Raw genomic sequence first — 16,697 nt, forward strand, 5'->3', positions numbered from 1 at the left:
GTGGGAATCAGCCCGCCAGGCGTAGCGACGACACCATCTTGTCGACGGTGGCGGTGTCGGCAGCACCCTGGTACTCCATCGACAGCACGAACATCACCGACCCCTCTTGGCCGGGAACCGTCGTTCCGATCATGACGTGCAACGCATTCGGGGCGGTGCAGTTGTCGGCGGCGACTCCGGTCACGGTGGCGACGACCTCGACGGCCGGCTTGCCGGAAATCGAGAAGTCGCGAGGCGCACCGAGTTCCACCTTGGGCACCACGCCGCTGTCCGAGGTGTAGATATCGGCGACCGATGTGGTCTCGAGCCGCACCGCCTCGCGGATATCGGTCGTGTTCTTGGCACCCGGAACCCCGGACAGGCCAATCGAGCTCTTCGGGCACTTGGGGTTGGACAGTTCGGCCGCTCCACTCATGGTCCTGATCGGACATGAGCCGAACGGATTGTTCTGGGACTCCGGACACGGCTTCTCCCAACCGACCAGAGTCGTGCAGGACAGCACCTCCCAATCGGGCGGCACGTCGTAGACCAGCCCGCGGGGGCTCAGGACAGACTGCCATCCGGCCGGGGTGTTGGGACCGGGGGAGGCGGTTCGTCCGTTGCACGGTGGAGGCGGCGCCGGCGCAGCGGTGGGCGTTGGCACGGCCGACGAGGGTGTCGTGCTCGGTGCGGTCGTCGGAACCGCACTGGATGTGGTTGCCGGAGCGGCCTGTTCGGTCGTCTCACCGGCGCGGTTCTTCCACAGCAACCCGCCGACGACCAGAGCGATCACCAGGACGGCGGCGATGCCGGCGATGACCCACTGCACGTTGTCGCTGGGCGGTTTGCCGTTCGGTGGTGGGGCGTTGGGTGGCGGAGCGCCGAAGGCCGGCCAGGGCTGTGCGCCACCGGCATTGGGGTGGCCCTGACCGAACGGATCACCGGCCCCGAACGGTGACTGCCCGCCCTGCCACGGATCGCCGGCACCGCCGCTACCCTGGCCCTGGTTCCACGATGGCGGGTACGTCACGGCTTCCCCTTCCGGATGCGAGGTCGGTGTCGGGCACTCATCGGTATGTCACCGTCGGTGGGTCCGTGCTGAGATCGGCAGAGCCGCTGATCACCCCGGTGATCTTGCCTGTTGACGGGGCGCCGCCCGGCGTGGAGGCGGTGAAGTTGGAGACGATGGTCCCGACAATGGACACGGTCATGTTGTACGGGTTGAACATTTGCTTGATATTGCCGAGGTCGGTCAACGGGCCCCACTGGGCGGTGCCGTCGACGAGCCCGGCAGGACTGACCTTCAACGGACATCCGGGCGGCGCGAACAGTCTCGATGCCGTGCACTTCGCGAGATCATCGAGCAGCCTGGTGTTGATCGCGTCGGTGGCAGACGGGCTCAACGTCGGCGTCACCGAGTTGAAGAGCAGAAAGCTGTCGAGCTGATTCAGCAGCAGGGTGGGGCCCTTGTAGGAGAGATTGGCATTGCTGCTGCCATAGTCCACCCAGCCGGGGAACACGTACACCGGGCCGGTGGCCGGTGTGCCGAAGATTGTCAGGTCGGCCAAGCTCTTGTTGATCCCGAGCACGGCACTGAAGTCGATCTTGACGGCCGAATTCTGAACCTTCCACTCGCCGTTGGCCTTACGCATCGTAAGGCTGGCGCTGGAGACCTCATCACCGAACTTCGCCGATACCGGCACCATGGCGAAATCACCCATCGGTGCGGTGCCGTCGGGAACCGAGATGGCGGTGATCGGGGCTTTCTCGATCTGTTGGCGCAGAACATCGTCGGTCAGCAGATCGGTCGTCGCGGGCGCGTTCAGTCCGAGCGACAACGCGGCCTCCGCATCCCCGCTTGCCAGCGCTTCCAGATACGCCTTGGCCGCCTCCTGCGGGCTGCCACCACCGGTCAGCGCCGATCCACCTCGGCTGACCACGACGATGACGACAACAAGGATCGCCACCAAGACGGCGGCGCCGCCCGCAAGCACCACCAGTGTTTTCTTGTGCCGCTTCGGTGGCGGTTGGTGTGGCGGAATGTGCTGGGCGCTGAAGACGGGCGGGGGCATGTAGGAGGGCGAGACCGGCGGTCCGGCCTGGGTGGTCTCGTACCCGGATGTGGGCGTCGGCCCGGTCTGCGCAGGTTCATCGGGAACCTGTGACGGCGGCGGTTCGGCGAATGGATCGTAGGGGAGGTCGTCGCGCGGTGATTCGTTCATTGCGCGCTCCACCCGAGGCGGGTCGGGCTTCCCGGCCGAACTGTGCCGATCGATCCGGCTATTCCCTTGTCACGGCGCCTCACTCGTCCCCCTCGCACGTGCTGCTTGCGGGCAACCATACCGCTTGACCCCGCAGTGTCATGCTCGACGGGGTGACCTGCCGGCACACCGCGAAATTGGTGCTCATCGGCCATGGCACTGCGCAGTAATGTGTGAAAGCACGAATGCCGTGCGCGGTTGTGGTGCCGAGAAATGGTGTGGCGGGGGGATACGCGATGAGCGGCGGCGGGTTCGGAGCGTGGCCTGGCGGCCCGGCCGACGGTGATCCGTTCGGCGCCGACCCGTTCGGCGTTCCGGGCCCGACGAACACCGGCGGATACGTCGGGGTACCGCCGCCGCCGTCGGGTTCGGATCCCAAGGTCAACACGCTGGCGACGCTGTCGGTCATCTTCGCCTTCGTGTTCGCGCCGGCCGGCGCGGTGCTCGGGCATCTGGGATTGGCGCAGATCGGGCGCACCGGGCAACGTGGACACACCCGCGCGGTGATCGGGCTCGCGCTGTCCTACACCGTCATCGTCGCCACAGTGGCCGCGATCGTCGTCTGGACGGTGACCGGTGCTGATTCCACCGACCCCGCGGTCGGATCACCGACGGTGGCGGCACCGGCACCGGCATCGTCGTCGGTATCTCCGGTACCCACCACGACCACACCCCCGCCGGCGCCACTGGTCGACGCGGCGGCCCTGCCCGGGTTGCTACTCACCGACGCCGAGGCGCGCGCGCTCACCGGCGACAACGGTCTGGCCAATATCGAGACGCTGACCCACCCACAAATGCCGCCGACATCGGAATCGGTCTATGAGCCGCTCGAGTGCGTGCCCTCATTTCTGGCCTCGACCAGCGTGGCATACGGAGCCAGTGGTCATCTCGGCTTCCACGGCACCGCGCCGAGCAACGCGGAGACTCTTCTGTCGATCGGCCAGTCGGTGTCCAACTACACCGATGCCGCCACCGCGACCGGCATGCTCGACTACTACCGCGGGATATGGACCCGTTGCGCCGGCACCACGCTGTTGTGGCACATGATGCAGGACCGGGCAACCGGTCCCATCACGCTCGGGGCGCCCCGGGACGCCGGTGACGGTGTGGTCGAGCTGGTGTCCCATTCCACGCTGGACAACCTGCCCTATCAGCGGGCCATCGCGGTGAAGAACAATGTGCTCGTTGACGTGCAAGCTGGCGGTGGCGACCACAAGCCCGGTTTGGCCGTCGAGGTCGTCAGAAAGATCCTGTCCAAGATCCCGGGCTGAGAGCCCTGGCGAATCAGCCCTGCGCTTCGACCGAGACCGGTTGCCACTCCCGCCAGGTAGCCAGGCGCTGGGCGTAGTCGGCCTCGGCCAGTTGCAACGGCAACTCACCGAGGAACACCCGCAGCGGCGGCTGCTCGGCGTCGACGATCTTGAGCACGGCGGCGGCCGAGGCCTGCGGGTCGCCCGATTTCGCGGTGCGCTTGGCGCGGGCGTCGGCGGCCTGCTGGTGGGCCTCGGCGTAGTCCGGCAGCGGGGTGGCCCGTTTGGCCGAGGAGCCGGCCCAATCGGTATCGAACCCGCCCGGCTCGATCAGCGTGACGTGGATGCCGAAGCCGGCCACCTCTTGGGCCAGCGACTGCGAGAAGCCCTCCAGCGCCCACTTGGACGCGTGATAGATGCCGACGTTCTGAAATGCCGTGATGCCGCCGATCGAGGACACCTGCAGGATGTGCCCGCTGTGCTGGGCCCGCAGGAACGGCAGAGCGGCCTGGGTGACCCACAGCGCACCGAACAGGTTCGTCTCGATCTGGTCGCGCGCCTCGGCTTCGGTGAGCTCCTCGATGAAGCCGAACTGCCCGTACCCGGCGTTGTTGACGATGATGTCGAGCCGGCCGAAATGCTCGTGGGCACGCTGGACCGCGGCGAAATCGGCGGCCCGGTCGGTCACGTCGAGCTGCAGCGGCAGCAGCGCGGCGCCGTAGCGGACCACCAGGTCGTCCAGGGTTGCGGTATCGCGCGCCGTCGCGGCGACCCTGTCCCCGCGTTCGAGGGCGGCGATCGTCCACTCGCGGCCGAAGCCGCGGGATGCGCCGGTGATGAACCAGACCTTCTCAGCCATGTAGATGCCTTTCTCGGGGAGTGTTCTTCCCGCCAGCAGACGCGTGTACCCCCATTACAGGCCGAAACCAGGGGAACAGCCGTCTGCTCACGCCAAGGTTCAACGTCACCAGACGCGGCCCATTCCGGGAACCCCGAGACTCACAGGTAGTTTTGATCTGGTGAGCAGGGCGTCGTTGGAGAAGAATCCGCATGAGGTGGCGTCGATGTTCGACGCCGTGGCCCGCCGCTACGACATCACCAATACGGTGATGTCGCTGGGCCAGGACCGGTTCTGGCGGCGTCAGACCCGCGCGGCGCTGGGGATCGGGCCGGGGGACAAGGTGCTCGACCTGGCTGCCGGGACGGCGGTGTCGACGGTCGAGCTGGCGAGTTCGGGCGCGTGGTGTGTGGCGGCGGACTTCTCGGTCGGCATGCTGTCGGCCGGGGCATCGCGTCCGGTGCCCAAGGTGGGCGCCGACGCCACCCGGCTGCCGTTCGCCGATGATTCCTTCGACGCGGTGACCATCAGCTTCGGTCTGCGCAACGTCGTCGACCATGTGGCCGGACTGCGCGAGATGGCCCGGGTGACCCGCCCGGGTGGCCGGCTGGTGGTGTGCGAGTTCTCCACGCCGACCAATGCGCTGTTCTCCACCGTGTACAAGGAGTACCTGATGCGGGCGCTGCCGGGCATGGCCACGGCGGTCTCGAGCAATCCCGAGGCCTATGTCTATCTGGCCGAGTCGATTCGCGCCTGGCCGACACAGGCCGAATTGGCCGCCCGCATCCGCGAGGCCGGGTGGGATTCGGTGCGCTGGCGCAACCTCACCGGAGGGATCGTCGCGCTGCACGCCGCCGTCAAGCCGTGAGATGCACGCCGTGAGCGTTCCCGTCCTGGCGATCGCCGGTTTCCTCGGCGCCGGAAAGACCACCCTGCTCAACCATCTGCTGCGCAACAGCCGCGGGGTGCGAATCGGCGCGCTGGTCAACGACTTCGGCGCGGTGAACATCGACGCGATGCTGGTCGCCGGCCAGGTCGACGCGATGGCCTCGCTGTCCAACGGCTGCATCTGTTGTGCGGTGGACGCGTCGGAGGCCGCCGAGATGCTCGGCAAGCTGGCGGCCGTGCGGCCAGCGCTGGACCTGATCGTGGTCGAGGCCAGCGGTGTCGCGGAGCCGCAGGTGCTGGCGCGCACCATCGCCACCGCCGAGGACGATCGCTTCCACTACGCCGGGTTGGTGCTGGTGGTCGACGCCGTCCAACCCGCCGATCTGGGCCATGGTGTCGCGGTGGCGGATCTGGTGGTGCTCAACAAGATCAGCGAGGCGCCCGACGATGACGTCGTGGCCGCCAGGATCCGCGAGCTCAACCCACGGGTGCCGGTGCTGCCCACCGATTTCGCGCGCATCGACCCCGAGCTGCTGATCGACCCGCCGGTAGCGCGGAAACCGCCGGCGCAGTTGTCCTTCGACGAACTCCTGCACGATCACGACGACCACCACGATCATCACCACCCCGAGTACCAGAGCATGCAGTTCTGCACCGGCGACACGGTCAACCCGCGACACTTCCTGCAGTTCCTCCAAGGCCGCCCCCAAGGGCTCTACCGGGCAAAGGGTTTCGTCGATTTCGGACCCAACGGCCGGTTCCTGGTACAGCTGGTCGGCAGCTCGCTGCGGTTCCACAGGTCGCGCGGCCGCGGCACCGAGTTGGTGCTCATCGGCACCGGGATGGACGTCGCCGCACTCCAGGCGGGCCTGGCCGACTGCACGCGTGAGCCTGCCGACGACAACGCGATGCTGGGGCTGGGCAAGTACATCGTGTGAGCCCCTGGGACTACGGGTTTTCCGGGACGCCCACGACCTGCGGCGCTGCCAGCCTGGGTGTGTGAACACGTCGAATATGAGGATCACCGTCGTCGGTGCCACCGGTCTGATCGGACGCCGGCTCGTGCCGATGCTGAGTGGCCGCGGCCACGATGTCGTCCCCGCGTCCCGGGCGACCGGTGTGGACCTGCTCACCGGTGACGGTCTCGCCGACGCCCTGACAGGCGCCGATGTGGTGGTCGACGTCATCAACGCACCGACACCCGAGGACCCGGCGCAGCAGTTCTTCGAGCAGACCTCCTCGAACCTGGCCGCCGCCGTCGGCACGTCCTCGGCCGGGCACTATGTCGTCCTGTCGATCGTCGGCGCCGACGTCATGGCCCGCGACGCCGGGTATCTGCGCGGCAAGCTGGCCCAGGAACATGCCGCCGCGGGCTCGGGGGTGCCGTGGACGGTGCTGCGGGCGACGCAGTTCCACGAATTGGCCGAGCCCATCACCGAATCGATGATCCGCGACGGCGAGGTGCGCGCGCCGATCGCCGCGATCCAGACCGTCGATTCCGCCGAGGTGACCGCCGTCCTTGCCGGGATCGCCACCGGCACACCGGCCGACGGGGTGCGTGAGGTCGGTGGGCCACAGAAGATGTCGTTCGGAGAGATGGCCCGGGCCGTGCTGCGGCGGCAGGGACGCGAGTTGCCGGTCGTCGATGACCCGGCGGCGACCTATCACGGCATTCCCGTCGACGAGACCACGTTGGTCACCGGTGTCGGGGCCGACCTGTGCGCCACGCGGTTGGCCGACTGGCTGGCGCGGCACTGACGCGTCAGCCCAGCAGCGGCGTGCGACCCTCGGTCATCTCGGTCAGCGCGGTCTGCATGGCCGATTCGACCCGCCCCGCATACTCCGCAGGCTCCTCACCGGATTCGGCCGGCATCACGGGCAGCACCCGGGTCTGCAGCTTGGTGGGCAGCGGCAGGTAGGGCAGCAGCCCGACAACACCGATGTTGAGTCCCCACGGCAACGAGACGCTGATCGGCGCGGACTTCAGACGCAACAGCTTGTCGAGGCGGGTGGCCCGGGCCAGGCGCTCGCCGCTGGAGATGACGAACAGTGACTCGCCTGCTCCTGCGGTCACGATCGGGACGATGGGCACCCCGTTGTCGATGGCAAGGCGGGCGAAACCGGTGCGCCCGCCGAACATGATCCGGTTGCGGTCCTCCCAGGACTTGGCGGAGTCGATATCGCCGCCGGGGTACACCGCGACATGCTCGCCGCGGCCGAAGGCATCCTGCGCGGATTCGACGCTGGCGGGCCGGGCACCGATGGGTTCGATGAAACGACCGACGCCGAGGGTCCAGGCGAGCTGATGGGTCAGGATGGTCACATCGCGATCGAGGTGCAGCTGCTCCAATGCGGCACTGGTCGCGAAGACGTTCAGGTCGAAGATCCCGCCGAAGCCGTGGTTGGCGACGAACAGCACCGGGTCGTCGAAACTGTGCTCGGCGGTGTCGATTTCCAGCCGGTTGTACTTGCGGACGAACTCGATGCCCAGCTTGCGGAACGCCGCCATCGTGGTGCGCAACAGCTCCGGTGCGGCGTCGGAGACGCTGCCCTCGATGGCGTCGAGCAAGGCGTCGGCGAGGTCGTCGGAATCGGTCCGGTCCGGTGCGTCCGACGTGGACATGGCGGTCTGCTCCCTCGGATGGCTGATCGGGTCTGTCGATGCTGCCGTATCGGGTTGGTGGTGTCCGTCGATTCGGTCGATCCTGTGCTATCCCCGCCGTCCCGGTGCGCTGTAGGCCACGACCACGACCTCGGCGCCGACGTCGCCGACCTGGCGCAGCTTGTGCGAGACCGAGGCGTCGAAGTATGCGCAGTCCCCGGTCTGCAGCGCTACCACCGTTCCGTCGAGATTCAGCTCGACGGCGCCGGCGTGCACGAAGACGAACTCCTGGCCGGGGTGGCAGGGATGGGGGTGTGCGGTGAACTGGCGGCCGGGGCGGACGACGAACGGTGACATGGCCTTGCCCAGCATCCCGGCGGCCACCGCGTGGTGGCGTTCGGCGCCGCGGTCGGCCGCCCGTTCGACGGTCAGTGACGACACCTCAGGATCATCGGAAAAAAGCTGTGCCACATCGACATCGAGTGCACGGGAGATCTTCAGGGCGGCGGCGATCGACGGCACGCTCTGGCCGCGTTCGACCTTGGACAGATAGCTCTTGGTCAGACCGGTCGCCGCGGACACCTCGTCCAGCGTCATGCCCCGCTGCTGGCGCACGGCACGTAACAAGCCACTCACGAATCAGAGATTACCGCATTGACGATATGACACAAAGTGTCCTACAGTCCTCAACGTGTCATCACGAGAGGAGATCATTCCATGACGAGCACCCTGCAGGATTCCAAGTCAGATCTGATGAGGCGTGCGCTCGACGGCCTCGGTCGAAACATCGCCGATACCGGACTGAGCGCCCGCGAGAAGGTCGCTCTGACCTGCCGCGCGTTGTTCGACGCCGGTCACGACTCCGGGCTGGCCGGTCAGATCACCGCCCGCGCCGACGAGCCGGGCACCTACTACACCCAACGCCTCGGCCTCGGCTTCGACGAGATCACCGCGGGCAATCTGCTGCTGGTCGACGAGGACCTCAACGTTCTCGACGGTGACGGAATGGCCAACCCGGCCAACCGTTTCCACTCCTGGATCTACCGAGCCCGCCCCGACGTCGGGTGCATCGTGCACACCCACCCGTTCCATGTCGCGGCGCTGTCGATGCTCGAAGTGCCGCTGGTGGTGTCGCAGATGGACATCGCGCCGCTCTACGACGACTGCGCATTCCTGCCGGACTGGCCGGGCGTGCCGGTCGGCAACGAGGAGGGCGAGATCATCTCTGCCGCACTGGGGGACAAGAAGGCCATCCTGCTGGCCCACCACGGGCACGTCGTCGCGGGTGCCAGCATCGAAGAGGCCTGCTCGCTGGCCATGCTCATCGAACGCGGCGCCAAGCTCCAACTGGCCGCCATGGCCGCGGGAACCATTGCCGCACTGCCCGATCGGCTGGCGCGCGAAGCCCATGACTGGACCCTGACCCCCAAGCGCAGCCTGGCCAACTTCGCCTACTACGCGCGCCGCGCGCTGGCCAACCACCCCGATACCCTCACCGCCTGAAAGGTCCCACCATGACGAACATCCACGGCATCATCGCCTACCCCATCACCCCGTTCACCGCCGACGGATCCGGTGTCGACGCCGCCGCGCTCACCGCGCTCGTCGATCAACTGGTCAACACCGGCGCTCATGCCATCGCGCCGACCGGCAGCACCGGGGAATCCGCCTACCTGACCGAGGACGAGTTCGACACCGTCATCGACGTCACCGTGGGTGCTGTCGCCGGTCGTGTCCCGGTCATCGTCGGTGCCTCGGACCTGACCACGGCCAACACCGTCCGTCGCGCGCGCTACGCGCAAGCTGCCGGCGCCGATGCGCTGATGATCCTGCCGGTGTCCTACTGGAAGCTCACCGAACGCGAGATCATCGCGCACTACGCCGCCGTGGCGGCCGCCGTCGACCTGCCGATCATGGTCTACAACAACCCCGCGACCAGCGGCATCGACATGAGCCCCGAGCTGCTGGTGCGGATGTTCAACGAGATCGACAACGTCACGATGGTCAAGGAGTCCACCGGTGACCTGATGCGGATGCGACGCATCAAGGAGCTCTCCGGTGGCGAACTGCCCTTCTACAACGGCAGCAACCCGCTGGTGCTCGACGCCCTCACCGAGGGGGCCACGGGTTGGTGCACCGCGGCGCCCAACCTGCGGCCGCAGCCCTGCCTGGACCTCTACGACGCGGTGCGCGCCGGTGATGTCGATCGCGCCCGGCGGATCTATGACGATCTCGCGCCGCTGCTGCGGTTCATCGTCGCCGGGGGTCTGCCCACCACGGTAAAGGCCGGCCTCGAGCTGCTCGGCAGCAATGTCGGCGATCCGCGGGCACCGCTGCTGCCGCTGGATGCCTCCGGGCGCGCTGAGCTGCGGGCGATGCTCGCCGGGGTGTGATCCACCAACGGTGAAGCGGGTCGCTAGTCTGCGCGCATGTTCAAAGTCAACGAGTACTTCGACGGTGCCGTCGCCTCGATCGCCTTCAGCCCCGCCGATGGGCCGGCAACCGTCGGTGTGATGGCGGTCGGGGAGTACGAGTTCGGGACCTCCCAGTTGGAGATCATGCATGTGATCAGCGGGGCCCTGACGGTGCGGTTGCCCGGCGCAGACGAGTGGGAAACCTTCTCGGCGGGAACACAATTCACCGTGCCCGCGGACAGCAAGTTCGGGGTGCGGGTCGAGGTCGAGACCGCCTACCTCTGCCAGTACCGCTGAGGAGAACCCGTCCCGATGTGAATCGCGCTTCTGTCGGCCGTACAGCGCAACTGGTGGATTTACGCTGATGACATATCGAAAACGCTCCGATGATGTGAATCCTCATTAGTCACAACCTCGCATTTTCGATGTATGCGTTACCGTGGGTACATGTCAACAGTCGGCCGCCCGGTGCCGGCTGGTAGGCGTGCTCCCGACCGCAGGGCGCAGATCGTGAAGGCCTCCGCGGACGCGTTCAGCGCGCTCGGATACCACGCGGTCAGCATGGAGGACATCGCATCGCGGGTCGGCATCTCCGCGGCCGCGTTGTACCGGCACTCGCCGGGCAAGTACGAGCTGTTCCGCGAGGCGGTGGTCGCGTTGGGACAGCAGCTGGTGGACGGTACCGAGATCATCGATCCGGATGCCGATCCGGCGATCCAACTCGACGACCTGGTGGGCGCCCTGGTCGACATCGTCATCGCCAACCGTAGCTCCGGAGGCCTGTACCGCTGGGAGGGCCGGTATCTCAACGATGACGACCAGGCCGTCCTGAACGGGCAGATCGAGCTGGTCAACCGACGCCTGCAACAACCGTTGAAGCAGCTGCGCCCGCAGCTCACCTCGCGGGAACGCTGGACGCTGTCCTCGGCGGCCATCAGCGTGATCGGCAGCATCACCGACCACCGTGCCGCGCTGCCGATCGGCGAGTTGCGCACCCTGATGGCGGGCCTGGCATCGGCGGTGCTGTGGGCGGAGCTGCCCGCCCCCGCCGAATCCGGCGAGCCGGTCCGGCCGCTGCGCAGCGGTGCCGCCGTCGGCGGCAAGTACGAGATCCTGTTGCACGAATCGCTGCTGCTGTTCCACCGCAAGGGTTTTCGGGAAACCAGTGTGGAGGACATCGCCGCGGCCGCGGGCATGCAACCCTCGGGCATCTATCGGTTCTTCCCGAGCAAGGGTGACATCCTGGCCGCGTCCTATCGGCGCAGCGCCGACAGGGTGTCCGGGGACATCTCCAGTGTCCTTGCCGTGCAACGGGATCCGGAACGAGCGCTGGCCGAACTGGTGCGCCGTTACGTCGACCGTTCCTTCGGTGATCCCGAATTGGCCTATGTGTATTACACCGAGCGCACCAACGTTCCCGAGGCTGACCGCATGGTGCTGCGCAACATCCAACGCGCCACCGTCGACGAGTGGGCGCGCCTGCTGTCCGAGGTCCGAACCGAATTCAGCCACGCCCAAGCACGTTTCGCCGTGCACGCCGCGTTCGGCCTGGTGGTCGACCTGGGTCGGCTGGTACACCATGAGGACACCGCGCATTCGCGGGCCGGTGTCCGGCTGCTGATGGAACTGACGCTGCTGGGCCGACCGTCGCGGTCGCTCAGCTGAACGGTGCGCGCTGGTCGAACCGCCGCGACGCCAGCCCCGCCGAGCGCCACGCCCGCGCGATCCAGTCCGTGTCCTCCTCGGTCACCAGATTGCCCATCATCCGTACCGCGACCTTCATCAGGAAATGCGAACGCATGGCCACCGGTCCGGCGGCGGGCAGGAATTTCGGCAACGTCAACAGCAGCGCCAGCCGGCGCGCGGCGGAGAATCCGCGGGCGTAGTGCTCGGTGAGCACCGCCGGCCAGGCCGCACCGAGGTCGCCGGAACCCAGCAGTTCGGCGGCCAGCCGTCCGGTCTCCAGGCCGTAGTCGATGCCTTCGCCGTTGAGCGGGTTCACGCATGCCGCGGCGTCACCGATCAACATCCAGTTCGGCCCGGCCACCCCGCTGACCGCGCCCCCCATCGGCAGCAGGGCCGACAGGCCGGCCCGGGGTTCGCCCTCGAAACCCCACTCGTCGCGGCGCAGACCGGCGTAATAGGCCAGCAGCGGCCGCAGTGCGGCATCGGCGGGACGCTTGGCCGTCGCCAGGGCGCCGACGCCGATGTTCACCTCGCCGTTGCCCAGCGGGAAGATCCAGCCGTACCCGGGCAGCACCTCACCCTGCGGGGACCGCAGCTCCAGATGCGAGGTGATCCACGGCTCATCCGAGCGCGGGGTGGCGAGGTACGCGCGAATGGCGGTGCCGTACACCGTCTCGCGATGCCATTCCCGGCCCAACGTCCGGCCCAGCGTCGATCGGGCGCCGTCGGCGACGATCAATTCACCCACCCGGATCTCCGAGCCGTCGTCGAGCAACAGCTCCGATACCCGCCCGGACGGATCGTGACGGACGTCAACGGCTTTGACGCCGAGCATCATCTTGGCGCCCTCGTCGGCGGCGACCATCCTGATCCGGTCGTCCAACTCGGTGCGCGGCACCGCGCTACTGGTCGCCGGGAACGACGGCCCGGGCCAGCGCACCTCGACATCGGCACCGAAACCCGACATCCGCAGCCCGTGGTGGGCGATCCGGCCGCTCAACCACTCGCCGAGGCCCAGCTGACGCAGTTCGGCGACGGCGCGCGGGGTCAGTCCGTCCCCGCAGGCCTTGTCGCGGGGGAACTGCGCCGAGTCGATCACCAGGACGTCGCGACCGGCCCGGGCCGCCCAGGCGGCGGCGGCCGAGCCCGCGGGCCCGGCGCCTACAACAACCACATCTGCTGGACTCGGCACCCTCCCAGTATGTTGGAACAATGAGGACACCGGCGAGCGTGGTGGCGGGCGTGGATTTCGGGGACCCCGATTTCGCGACGCGGGTGCGTGACGGCGTGGAACGCGTCGAGGATCTGATGTCTACCGAGCTGGGCAAGGCCGACGTGCTGATGGCCGAGGCCGTCCAGCATCTCTTCCAAGCCGGCGGCAAGCGCTTCCGCCCGCTGTTCACCGTGCTCGCGGGCTCGCTGGGGCCGCGGCCGGAGGATCCCGAGGTCATCATCGCCGGGGCCGTCATCGAGCTGGTGCACCTGGCCACGCTCTATCACGACGACGTGATGGACGAGGCCCAGGTGCGGCGCGGCGCCGACAGTGCCAACGCCCGCTGGGGCAACAACATCGCCATCCTGGCCGGTGACTACCTGTTCGCCACCGCCTCCCGGTTGGTATCCCGACTCGGCCCGGACGCCGTGCGGGTGATCGCCGATACCTTCGCCCAGCTGGTCACCGGTCAGATGCGGGAGACCCGCGGGGCCGCCGAGGGGACCGACGAGATCGAGCACTACCTCAAGGTGGTCTACGAGAAGACCGCCTGCCTGATCGAGGCGTCCGGCCGGTTCGGGGCGACGTTCTCCGGTGCCGACACCGAGCAGATCGAGCGGCTGTCGCGGCTCGGCGGCATCGTCGGCACGGTGTTCCAGATCTCCGACGACATCATCGACATCGACAGTGACCCGGATGAATCCGGCAAGCTGCCTGGGACCGACCTGCGTGAGGGTGTGCACACCCTGCCGGTGCTCTACGCCCTTCGTGAAGACGGCGCCGACGCCGACCGGCTGCGGGTGCTGCTGGCCGCGCCGCTGACCGACGATGCCGAGGTCGCCGAGGCTCTGACCCTGCTGCGGCGCTCCCCGGGCATGGGCAAGGCCAAGGAGAAGGTGCGCGAGTACGCCGGGCGGGCCCGCGACGAGCTGACCAACCTGCCCGCCGGACCCGGTCGCGACGCCCTGGCCACACTGGTCGACTACACCGTCAACCGGCACGGCTGAGTCACTCGGAACCTGAAGCGGTCGTCGGCCGTTGAATCAGCGAAGACTCTCGGAGGAGAAAAGCTGATGACCTGGCATCCCCATGCCAATCGATTGAAGACGTTCGTGCTGCTGGTCGGCATGTCCGCGCTGATCGTCTTCATCGGTGCGCTGTTTCAGAACCAGTCGATCCTCATGCTGGCGGTGCTCTTCGCCGTCGGCATGAACGCCTACGTCTACTTCAACAGCGACAAGATGGCGCTGCGGGCCATGCACGCCCAGCCCGTCAACGAGATGCAGGCCCCGGCGATGTACCGGATCGTGCGGGAGCTCGCGACCGTTGCGCGCCAGCCGATGCCGCGGCTCTACATCAGCGATACCGCAGCGCCCAACGCATTCGCCACCGGTCGCAACCCGCGCAATGCCGCGGTGTGCTGCACCACCGGCATCCTTGGCATCCTCGACGAGCGCGAACTGCGCGCGGTGCTCGGCCATGAGCTGTCCCACGTCTACAACCGCGACATCCTGATCTCATGTGTGGCGGGAGCGATGGCATCGGTCATCACCGCGCTGGCCAATATCGCGGTGTTCGCCTCGATGTTCGGCGGTAACCGCGAGGGCGGCGCGAATCCCTTTGCGATGCTGCTGGTTTCGATGCTCGGTCCGATCGCGGCGACGGTAGTCAAGCTCGCGGTGTCACGGTCGAGGGAGTACCAGGCCGACCAGTCCGGCGCTGAGTTGACCGGTGATCCGCTGGCCTTGGCCAGCGCCCTGCGCAAGATCGCCTACGGCGTGCAGGCCGCCCCGCTGCCGCCCGAGCCGCAACTGGCCGATCAGGCGCACCTGATGATCGCCAACCCGTTCCGGGCGGGGGAGAAGATCGGCAAGATGTTCTCCACCCACCCGCCGATCGAGGACCGCATCCGCCGGCTGGAGCAGATGGCCGGCCGCTGAGGACTTGCGATTTCGGTGAGGATACGTGCGGTCTGCGCACGTTATCTCACCGAAATCGCAGCGCGGGTGACTGAGATGACCCGATTCGGATACTCGACAAGGTCCAGCCAGGTGAACCTGATCACTGTCCATCCGTTCAGGACGAGGTAGTTCTGCCGGCGACGGTCTTTCACGAACTTGTCCGGGTCGCTGTGAAAAGCCCAGCCGTCCACCTCGATGGCCACCATGAGACCTGGAAAAGCGACGTCAACCTTGTACGGGCCGACCTGATGGTTGGCCACCCATCCGGTGATGCGGTGCTCCACGAGCAGAGTGATCATCAGCCGTTCGGCCTCGGATTGGGCGCCGCTTTCCGCCGCGCGCAGTAGTCGCCGTGCGGCGGGTGACCCATATCGACCCTTGTTCCGCATGTGTGTCTGCCATAGCTCGGGCAGGGTGGCGCTCGCCTGCAACGCCGAGTCCATGATCTTCGGCCCGCCGGAGCGGCGGGTGGCTGCTTCGACGGCCGTCAACGGCAGCGTGGTGACGCGAAGACCGCGCAGGCCGACGACGTCGCGAGAATCGAGATCACGACGTCGGGGGCGGCATCCTGGCCTGGCGCGGCCGTATCCGTTGCGCGCCAACGTCACTTCCACGATCTTGGGCGGGAAGCGGGTGAGCCCGTGCCACCATGCGGCGGCCAGTCCGCTCGCGCATGCGGCGGGCCCATAGGACCAGACCGCGGCCCGGATACGTGCTGCATCGCCGAAGGGACGGTCGTCTGCGAAGTACACCCCTGGTGCACATCGGCGCCACAATCCAGCGCGCACCCGCCGCCGCACCGCGTCCGGACTCAGGCCCAACGAGCGCGCCTGTGCCAGCGTGATGACGCCGTCATTGCAACGCAGGTGGTCGTTCAGCATGCTTGATTCGACGCAGCGTCGCCTTGTCCGGTTCCACTCTTTGCGATTTCGGTGAGGATCCGTGCGGTAAGCGCCTGAATCCTCACCGAAATCGCACGAGGGGATAGGGTGTGGCGCATGCGTACCCGAGGTGTGCTGTGTGCCGTGGCAGCCATGGCTGCGCTGGGTGCCCCCGCCATCGCGGGAGCCGAACCCCCTCCGCCGCCGCCCCCGCCACCGGCGCCCGATATCGGCGGCTACGCGTTCGTGAAGCCCTCGGAGTACGCGGTCAACGACGGCAGCATGTACGCCTTCACCGCCGGCGCGGGCATCACCTGCGTCATGAGCCGGGCCAATGGCAGCTACGGCTGTAGCGGACCACCCTTTCCTGGTGCCCCGGGCGGCGCCAACGTCGTCACCGGCGCGCAGATCGGCGCCCCGGGATTCGCCGTCGCGGCCAACCCGGTCTATGTCGGCGACAAGCCGGCGCTGCCGTTGCCCGCGAACTCGCGCATCAGCTTCCAGCACGTCACCTGCGGCACCGATGGTGCGATGGTCACATGCCAGAACTCGTTCGACCAGTCCGGATTCGTGATCAGCCCGGGCGGCAGCTGGATCGTCAACCCGACCAATCCGCTGCTGGACCGGCCCGAGGGACGCAACCCCTACTTCAACTGACCCGGCTCCTACCCGGTTTCAGCCATTCGGTGCGAGACGTCTCGACACTGAACTGAGGTAGCTCCTG

At 67.6% G+C, this 16,697-nt stretch carries 18 protein-coding genes; 11 read left to right on the forward strand and 7 right to left on the reverse strand.

Annotated elements, in window-relative coordinates; genetic code table 11:
* Positions 1–7 precede the first annotated feature (7 nt).
* Both G154_RS10225 and G154_RS10230 read right to left on the reverse strand, forming a co-directional pair.
* Entirely contained in the window at positions 8–1,009 is a 1,002-nt protein-coding gene (locus G154_RS10225) for a hypothetical protein (protein ID WP_019513912.1), read from the reverse strand.
* A 37-nt stretch (positions 1,010–1,046) separates the two neighbouring features.
* Positions 1,047–2,201 (reverse strand): DUF4878 domain-containing protein, encoded by a 1,155-nt coding sequence (locus G154_RS10230; RefSeq protein WP_019513913.1) that lies wholly within the window; start codon positions 2,199–2,201, stop codon positions 1,047–1,049.
* 275 nt (positions 2,202–2,476) lie between these two features.
* Here G154_RS10230 and G154_RS26790 point away from each other — a divergent pair, with 275 nt between their 5' ends.
* Positions 2,477–3,511, forward strand: coding sequence for a sensor domain-containing protein (locus G154_RS26790; RefSeq protein ID WP_019513914.1), 1,035 nt, complete (start codon positions 2,477–2,479; stop codon positions 3,509–3,511).
* Between the two features lie 13 nt (positions 3,512–3,524).
* On the opposite strand, the gene G154_RS10240 is transcribed toward G154_RS26790, so the two are convergent.
* Positions 3,525–4,349: an SDR family oxidoreductase gene (locus G154_RS10240; RefSeq protein WP_019513915.1), complete on the reverse strand. Its 825-nt coding sequence runs from the start codon at positions 4,347–4,349 to the stop codon at positions 3,525–3,527.
* Between the two features lie 160 nt (positions 4,350–4,509).
* Between G154_RS10240 and G154_RS10245 the strand changes: the two genes are divergently transcribed.
* The 3 genes from G154_RS10245 to G154_RS10255 all read left to right on the forward strand — a co-directional run bounded on the left by G154_RS10245 (position 4,510) and on the right by G154_RS10255 (position 6,974).
* On the forward strand, positions 4,510–5,196 hold the full coding sequence (locus G154_RS10245) for a demethylmenaquinone methyltransferase (RefSeq protein ID WP_019513916.1): 687 nt from the start codon (positions 4,510–4,512) through the stop codon (positions 5,194–5,196).
* 1 nt (position 5,197) lies between these two features.
* On the forward strand, positions 5,198–6,154 hold the full coding sequence (locus G154_RS10250) for a GTP-binding protein (RefSeq protein ID WP_019513917.1): 957 nt from the start codon (positions 5,198–5,200) through the stop codon (positions 6,152–6,154).
* Between the two features lie 76 nt (positions 6,155–6,230).
* Positions 6,231–6,974, forward strand: coding sequence for an SDR family oxidoreductase (locus tag G154_RS10255; protein ID WP_019513918.1), 744 nt, complete (start codon positions 6,231–6,233; stop codon positions 6,972–6,974).
* Between the two features lie 4 nt (positions 6,975–6,978).
* On the opposite strand, the gene G154_RS10260 is transcribed toward G154_RS10255, so the two are convergent.
* Together G154_RS10260 and G154_RS10265 are read right to left on the reverse strand one after the other, a co-directional pair.
* Positions 6,979–7,839, reverse strand: coding sequence for a lysophospholipid acyltransferase family protein (locus tag G154_RS10260; RefSeq protein ID WP_019513919.1), 861 nt, complete (start codon positions 7,837–7,839; stop codon positions 6,979–6,981).
* An 87-nt stretch (positions 7,840–7,926) separates the two neighbouring features.
* Positions 7,927–8,454, reverse strand: a complete 528-nt coding sequence (locus G154_RS10265) for a helix-turn-helix domain-containing protein (protein WP_023985299.1) — start codon at positions 8,452–8,454, stop codon at positions 7,927–7,929.
* 81 nt (positions 8,455–8,535) lie between these two features.
* Here G154_RS10265 and G154_RS10270 point away from each other — a divergent pair, with 81 nt between their 5' ends.
* The 4 genes from G154_RS10270 (at position 8,536) to G154_RS10285 (ending at position 11,897) form a co-directional block, all read left to right on the forward strand.
* Entirely contained in the window at positions 8,536–9,321 is a 786-nt protein-coding gene (locus G154_RS10270) for an aldolase (RefSeq protein WP_019513921.1), read from the forward strand.
* An 11-nt stretch (positions 9,322–9,332) separates the two neighbouring features.
* On the forward strand, positions 9,333–10,211 hold the full coding sequence (locus G154_RS10275) for a dihydrodipicolinate synthase family protein (protein ID WP_019513922.1): 879 nt from the start codon (positions 9,333–9,335) through the stop codon (positions 10,209–10,211).
* A 36-nt stretch (positions 10,212–10,247) separates the two neighbouring features.
* Positions 10,248–10,529 (forward strand): pyrimidine/purine nucleoside phosphorylase, encoded by a 282-nt coding sequence (locus tag G154_RS10280; protein WP_019513923.1) that lies wholly within the window; start codon positions 10,248–10,250, stop codon positions 10,527–10,529.
* 150 nt (positions 10,530–10,679) lie between these two features.
* Entirely contained in the window at positions 10,680–11,897 is a 1,218-nt protein-coding gene (locus tag G154_RS10285) for a TetR/AcrR family transcriptional regulator (protein ID WP_023985301.1), read from the forward strand.
* On the opposite strand, the gene menJ is transcribed toward G154_RS10285, so the two are convergent.
* Entirely contained in the window at positions 11,890–13,110 is a 1,221-nt protein-coding gene (gene menJ / locus G154_RS10290) for a menaquinone reductase (protein WP_031601327.1), read from the reverse strand. The two genes, G154_RS10285 and menJ, sit on opposite strands and share 8 nt — an antisense overlap.
* Before the next feature lie 20 nt (positions 13,111–13,130).
* Here menJ and grcC1 point away from each other — a divergent pair, with 20 nt between their 5' ends.
* Together grcC1 and htpX are read left to right on the forward strand one after the other, a co-directional pair.
* The gene (gene grcC1 / locus G154_RS10295; RefSeq protein ID WP_023985302.1) at positions 13,131–14,138 is read left to right on the forward strand and encodes a nonaprenyl/(2E,6E)-farnesyl/geranylgeranyl diphosphat synthase; all 1,008 of its coding nucleotides are present in this window, start codon (positions 13,131–13,133) and stop codon (positions 14,136–14,138) included.
* A gap of 66 nt (positions 14,139–14,204) precedes the next feature.
* Positions 14,205–15,071 carry a zinc metalloprotease HtpX gene (htpX, locus tag G154_RS10300; protein WP_019513927.1) on the forward strand — a complete coding sequence of 289 codons (867 nt, stop codon included), beginning with the start codon at positions 14,205–14,207 and terminating at the stop codon, positions 15,069–15,071.
* Between the two features lie 41 nt (positions 15,072–15,112).
* Here htpX and G154_RS10305 read toward each other — a convergent pair whose 3' ends face one another.
* A complete protein-coding gene (locus G154_RS10305; RefSeq protein ID WP_019513928.1) occupies positions 15,113–15,973 on the reverse strand; it encodes a type IV toxin-antitoxin system AbiEi family antitoxin domain-containing protein in 861 nt (286 codons plus the stop codon).
* A 117-nt stretch (positions 15,974–16,090) separates the two neighbouring features.
* On the opposite strand from G154_RS10305, the gene G154_RS10310 reads away from it, so the two are divergent.
* Positions 16,091–16,630, forward strand: coding sequence for a hypothetical protein (locus G154_RS10310; protein ID WP_019513929.1), 540 nt, complete (start codon positions 16,091–16,093; stop codon positions 16,628–16,630).
* Positions 16,631–16,697 lie beyond the last annotated feature (67 nt).

The organism is Mycobacterium sp. VKM Ac-1816D (assembly GCF_000416385.1).
Lineage (GTDB): Bacteria > Actinomycetota > Actinomycetes > Mycobacteriales > Mycobacteriaceae > Mycobacterium > Mycobacterium neoaurum_A.